This window comes from Pseudomonas sp. FSL R10-1350 (genome assembly GCF_009600525.1).
In the GTDB taxonomy this organism is placed as follows: Bacteria; Pseudomonadota; Gammaproteobacteria; order Pseudomonadales; family Pseudomonadaceae; genus Aquipseudomonas; species Aquipseudomonas helleri.
In genome coordinates, this window is sequence record NZ_WIVR01000119.1 from 1 (window position 1) to 4,878 (window position 4,878).

At 60.9% G+C, this 4,878-nt stretch carries 6 protein-coding genes; 1 reads left to right on the top strand and 5 read right to left on the bottom strand.

From position 1 onward, the window contains the following. Nucleotides 1-717 (top strand): TIGR03862 family flavoprotein (locus GHO25_RS25105; protein ID WP_153393229.1); only part of this gene is annotated, 717 nt, incomplete at its 5' end. 107 nt (nucleotides 718-824) lie between these two features. Here the strand turns inward: GHO25_RS25105 and GHO25_RS25110 are convergent. The 5 genes from GHO25_RS25110 to GHO25_RS25130 form a co-directional block, all read right to left on the bottom strand. Further along, the gene (locus GHO25_RS25110) at nucleotides 825-2,162 is read right to left on the bottom strand and encodes a DEAD/DEAH box helicase (RefSeq protein WP_153330260.1); all 1,338 of its coding nucleotides are present in this window, start codon (nucleotides 2,160-2,162) and stop codon (nucleotides 825-827) included. 67 nt (nucleotides 2,163-2,229) lie between these two features. Beyond that, nucleotides 2,230-3,120, bottom strand: coding sequence for a drug/metabolite exporter YedA (gene yedA, locus GHO25_RS25115; RefSeq protein WP_048367496.1), 891 nt, complete (start codon nucleotides 3,118-3,120; stop codon nucleotides 2,230-2,232). Between the two features lie 196 nt (nucleotides 3,121-3,316). Beyond that, nucleotides 3,317-3,928, bottom strand: a complete 612-nt coding sequence (locus GHO25_RS25120) for a PolC-type DNA polymerase III (RefSeq protein ID WP_153393232.1) — start codon at nucleotides 3,926-3,928, stop codon at nucleotides 3,317-3,319. 28 nt (nucleotides 3,929-3,956) lie between these two features. Continuing rightward, nucleotides 3,957-4,433 (bottom strand): NYN domain-containing protein, encoded by a 477-nt coding sequence (locus GHO25_RS25125; RefSeq protein WP_048367811.1) that lies wholly within the window; start codon nucleotides 4,431-4,433, stop codon nucleotides 3,957-3,959. A 127-nt stretch (nucleotides 4,434-4,560) separates the two neighbouring features. Next, on the bottom strand, nucleotides 4,561-4,878 hold a 318-nt coding region (locus GHO25_RS25130), incomplete at its 5' end, for a DUF2076 family protein (protein WP_153393235.1).

Genomic DNA, 4,878 nt, shown 5'->3' on the forward strand with positions numbered 1-4,878 from the left:
CGGCTGGGCTCTGATGGCGCGTGGATGCCGCTGCTGGCAGAGCGCGGCGTCGAGCTGGCGGCCTTGCAGCCGAGCAATTGCGGGTTTGATGTGGCGGGCTGGAGCGAGGTGCTGCGTAGCAAGTTCGCCGGGGCGCCCTTGAAGAACATCGCCATTGCCCTGGAGCACAGCGCACCACGCTTGGGTGAATGCGTGATCACCGCCAGCGGCATCGAAGGCAGTTTGATTTATGCCTGGTCTGCGCCGATTCGTGAGGCCATCAACCAGCATGGCGCTGCAACGATTCTGATCGATCTGTTGCCCAACAAGCCTGTGGATAAAATCGCTGCGGCCTTGGCCAAGCCGCGCGGCTCACGCTCAATGAGCAAGCATTTGCACAGCCAGTTGGGTCTGGACGGAGTAAAAGCAGCGCTGTTGCGCGAGCTGGCCCCGGCAGATGACTTCAACCACCCGGCGCAGTTGGCCAAAGCGATTAAAGCCCTGCCCCTGACACTGATCAAGGCACGCCCGCTGGACGAGGCCATCAGCAGCGCCGGCGGCGTGCGCTTTGAGGCACTGGATCACAACTTGATGCTCAACGCAGTACCGGGTGTGTTCTGCGCGGGCGAGATGCTGGACTGGGAAGCCCCCACCGGCGGCTACTTGCTCACCGGCTGCTTTGCCAGCGGGCGCGCCGCAGGGTTGGGGGTTTTAAGCTGGTTGCAAGCACAACGCTGATCACCTGGGTGGGAGCGGGCTTGCTCGCGATGGCATCGACGCGCTAATCAGATTGACCGAGGCGCCTGAATCGCGAGCAAGCCCGCTCCCACATATTGAAGGGCGGGTTATGGCTTGCGCTTGCGCGGGCCGGTGTTGAACACCGGGACTTTGCGCACAGGCTTGACCGAAGGCTCGGCAGGGGCCACGTCGCCGCTGTCCACCCATTTGCCCAGGTTGCGCTTGCCGCCACCGCCTGCTGTTTTAGGCTTTTTCGGTTTCTTCGGCTTTTTGACCACCTGGCCCGTCGCATCGGTTTGCGGCACGCGGTGCTCTGGCTCGAAGTCGGGTTCTTCGTGGCGGGTCAATGTCTGACGGGTCAACATCTCGATTGCCGACAACATGTTCACTTCGTCCGCACAGACCAGCGAGATCGCCTCGCCTTTCTGGCCCGCTCGGCCGGTACGACCAATGCGGTGAATGTAGTCTTCGGCCACGATCGGCAAGTCGAAGTTGACCACCAGCGGCAGGTCGTCGATGTCCAGGCCGCGCGCGGCGACGTCAGTGGCGACCAGAATCTGCACTTCGCTGGCCTTGAAGCGATCCAGCGCACGTTGACGGGTAGCCTGTGGCTTATCGCCATGGATGCCGTCCGCGTTGATCCCCAGGCCTTGCAGCTTGCCCACCAGCTCATCGACACCGTTACGGGTCTTGGCGAACACCAGCACTTGCTTCCAGCGCTGGGTACGCAGCAAGTGCAGAAACAACTCTGACTTGCGCTTTTTATCAACCGGGATCACCCACTGCTTGACGCTGCTGGCCGCCACGTTGCGCGGGCTGACTTCGATGCTCAGCGGGTTGTCGAGCATTTGTTCGGCCAACAGGCGGATCGCGTCCGAGAACGTCGCCGAAAACAGCAAGGTCTGGCGTTTTTTCGGCAAGGCACGGTAAATGTCGCGCAGTTCTTCGGAGAAACCGAGGTCGAGCATGCGGTCGGCTTCGTCCAGAATCAGGGTTTGCAACTGGTTGAACTTGATCGCGTTCTGGCGATACAGGTCGAGCAAGCGGCCCGGGGTCGCCACCAGCACGTCAACGCCTTTGCGCAGCTTCATCATTTGCGGGTTGATGCTGACTCCGCCGTACACCGCATAGGTGCTCAACGGCAGGTGCTCGGCGTACTGGCGAATGTTCTCGTGAACCTGTTCGGCCAGTTCGCGGGTCGGTACCAGCACCAGCGCGCGGATCGAGTTGCTGGTGACCTTTGGCCCTTCCATGGTCAGCAATTGCAGCAATGGCAAGGCAAAGCCGCCTGTTTTGCCGGTGCCCGTCTGGGCGGCGGCCATCAGGTCACGGCCTGCCAGCACTGCGGGAATCGCTTGGGCCTGAACCGGGGTGGGGGTCTTGTAGCCGAGCGCCTCAAGGGCGCGCAGCAAGGGCTCGATCAGGCCAAGGGTGGCGAATGTCATGGGAATACCGTCGAAAAAGGTCTGCGCAGGGGTGCATAAAGTGCAATGGCGCGCAGTTTACCCTAATTCAGACGGTTTTCTGCTTGCGCCACTGCGGCAACCCGATCAACACCACGGCGCTGATGATCACCGCCATCGCCAGGCACTCTTCGACGCCAATGCTCTCGCCCGCAAACACGATGCCCAGCATCACCGCTACGGCCGGGTTGACGTAGGCATAGCTGGTAGCCGCCGCCGGACGCACGTTTTTCAGCAGGTACATGTAGGCGCTGAAGGCGATGATCGAGCCGAAGAACACCAGATACAGCAACGCGCCCCAGCCTGCGGCAGTTGGCAGATGGGTCATGCGTTCGCCGCTGAGCAGGCTGCCGGCCAGCAGCACCGCACCTGCGGTGATCATTTCGGCGGCGCTGGCCATGGCGCCTGCGGGCAGCGGCAAATGACGACTCCACACCGAGCCGAACGCCCAGGCGGCAGCGGCAAAGAGGATCATCGCCGCGCCCAGCGGGCTGGCTTGCAGGTTGGAGCCGAGGTTAAGCATGCCGATGCCGATCAGCCCGAGCGCGATACCGGCCCATTCCAGGCGAGTGTTGCGTGCGCCCCAGAAGTAGCCGAACAACAACGTAAACAGTGGCACCGTCGCCACAGCCAAGGCCGCAACGCCGGAGGCCACGCCAGAGTGCTCGGCCAGGGTCACGCCACCATTGCCGCAGGCCAACAACAGAAAACCGATCATGGCTGCCGAGCGCCACTGCACAAAGGTCGGTGCAGGCGCCCCGCGCCAACGCATAAAGCCATACATCAAAAAGCCCGCCACCAGAAAGCGCACCCCGGCCATCATCAACGGCGGCCACGACTCAATCCCGATGCGAATCACCAAATAGGTCGAACCCCAAATGACGTACAACGCAAAAAAAGCACCGATCAGTTGTAACGGGAAACGACGTGCGGCAGGCATGGGGGCAGCTCGGAAGGCAAAGGCAGGGGACTTGGGATTCTAGACAAAGGGCTGCGAAATAATAAGTAACAGAACGCACCAAAAGTGACCCGTACACTTTGAGGCAGTTCATCGTGTAGGAGCGAGCTTGCCTCGCGATCTTTTAAACGATCAAAAAATCGCGAGGCAAGCTCGCTCCTACACGGGAATAAACGTTTTAGAAACCGCGATAACGCTTCAGGTGTTCGTTGATCTTCGCTGCCGGGACTTTCTGCAATTTACACAGCAGGTCGTGATCCAGCGCTTTCAGCCCGTGCTGCTGGCGCAGTTGCTCGGCCAGGTAAGTCATCAGGTTGGCGGCCATTTCCGCATCGGCCATGGCCCGGTGAGCCTGCCCGGTGTGGGGCAAGTCGGCAAAGGCGGTCAGGGTACCCAGCTTGTGGTTGGGTGCGGCCGGCATCAGCCGCCGGGCCAGCAACAGCGAACAGGCAAAGTTCTGCAAACGGGTGCGCTTGATGCGGCCCATTTCAAAGTCCCAGAACTTTTGGTCAAACGCCGCGTTGTGCGCCACCAGCGGGGTAATCCCCACGAACTCGTTGACCTCGTTCATCACCCGCTCGGCAGGCGGCGCGGTGCGCAGCATGGCGTTGCTGATGCCGGTCAGTTGCTCGATGAATCCCGGTACCCGCACGCCGGTGTTCATCAGGCTTTGGTAACGCTCGACGATGCGCCCCTGTTCAAGTATCACCACGGCAATTTCAGTGGCCCGGCACGAGTTGCTCGGCGAAAGGCCGGTGGTTTCAAAGTCGATGACCGCAATGCGTTCCAAACCTGATCAATCCTGTCAAAAATGAGCGTTATTTAAGCAGCAAGTTGCCTTCAATCGGCACGTAGCGAGTGGCCGCGCGGATCAATGAGTTGGCGGTCAGGCCGGGCACGCCATAGGCCACGGTCTGGACCCCGTGCTTGTTGGCAATACGCTCAAGCAGCAAGTCAAAGTCGCCGTCACCCGAGGCCAGCACCACTTCGTCGACATTGGCTGCCGAGTCCATGATGTCGATGGTAATGCCAACGTCCCAGTCGCCCTTGGCCGAGCCATCGCTGCGCTGAATATAAGGTTTGAGTTTTACCGTAAAGCCCAAGTTGCGCAGGATTTGCTGGAACTGCTGCTGTTTGCTGTCGCCCCGGTCAATGGCGTAGGCGTACGCCTCGACAATTTCACCGTGCTGGCTGATATCAGCCCACAGCGCCGCGTAGTTGAAATGGCAGCCATAGGCCTGGCGAACCGTGTAATAGAGGTTCTGCACATCCGCGAAGACCGCAATTTTTTTCACCGGCAAACCTCTTGAGGCCCAGGCAAGCGGGCAGGTAGGTAAAACACAAGGCAGCAGTATGCCAGCCTGCCGAGGGTTTGCGCGGATAAACCGCCCAGCGAGCCATTAGCCGCCGGGCGTTGGGGGATCAGACGAAGGAATCGTCGTCGGAATAGAAGCTGTCATCGTCGTTGAAACCGCCGCCATCAAAGCCGGACCGGTCGTTGTTGGCGAACTGCTGGTTGTCGTTGCCCCAGCCATTGCCGCCCGCCGATGTCGGCTCTTCGATGATTTCTTCAATCACTTGCGGCTGCTGATGATGGCTGAACAAGCTGCTGATGCCCTGGGCGAGCATCACGCCGCCGGCCACACCGGCTGCTGTTTTCAAGGCGCCACCGAGAAACCCGCTACCTGCTGCGGGCGCTGCAGCCGCCGGTGGCGGCGCGTAGGCCGGCGCTGATGCAGG

Coding starts and splice junctions, on each gene's coding strand:
- GHO25_RS25110 (WP_153330260.1), bottom strand. CDS start 2,162: ATGACATTCGCCACCCTTGGCCTGATCGAGCCCTTGCTGCGCGCCCTT.
- yedA (WP_048367496.1), bottom strand. CDS start 3,120: ATGCCTGCCGCACGTCGTTTCCCGTTACAACTGATCGGTGCTTTTTTT.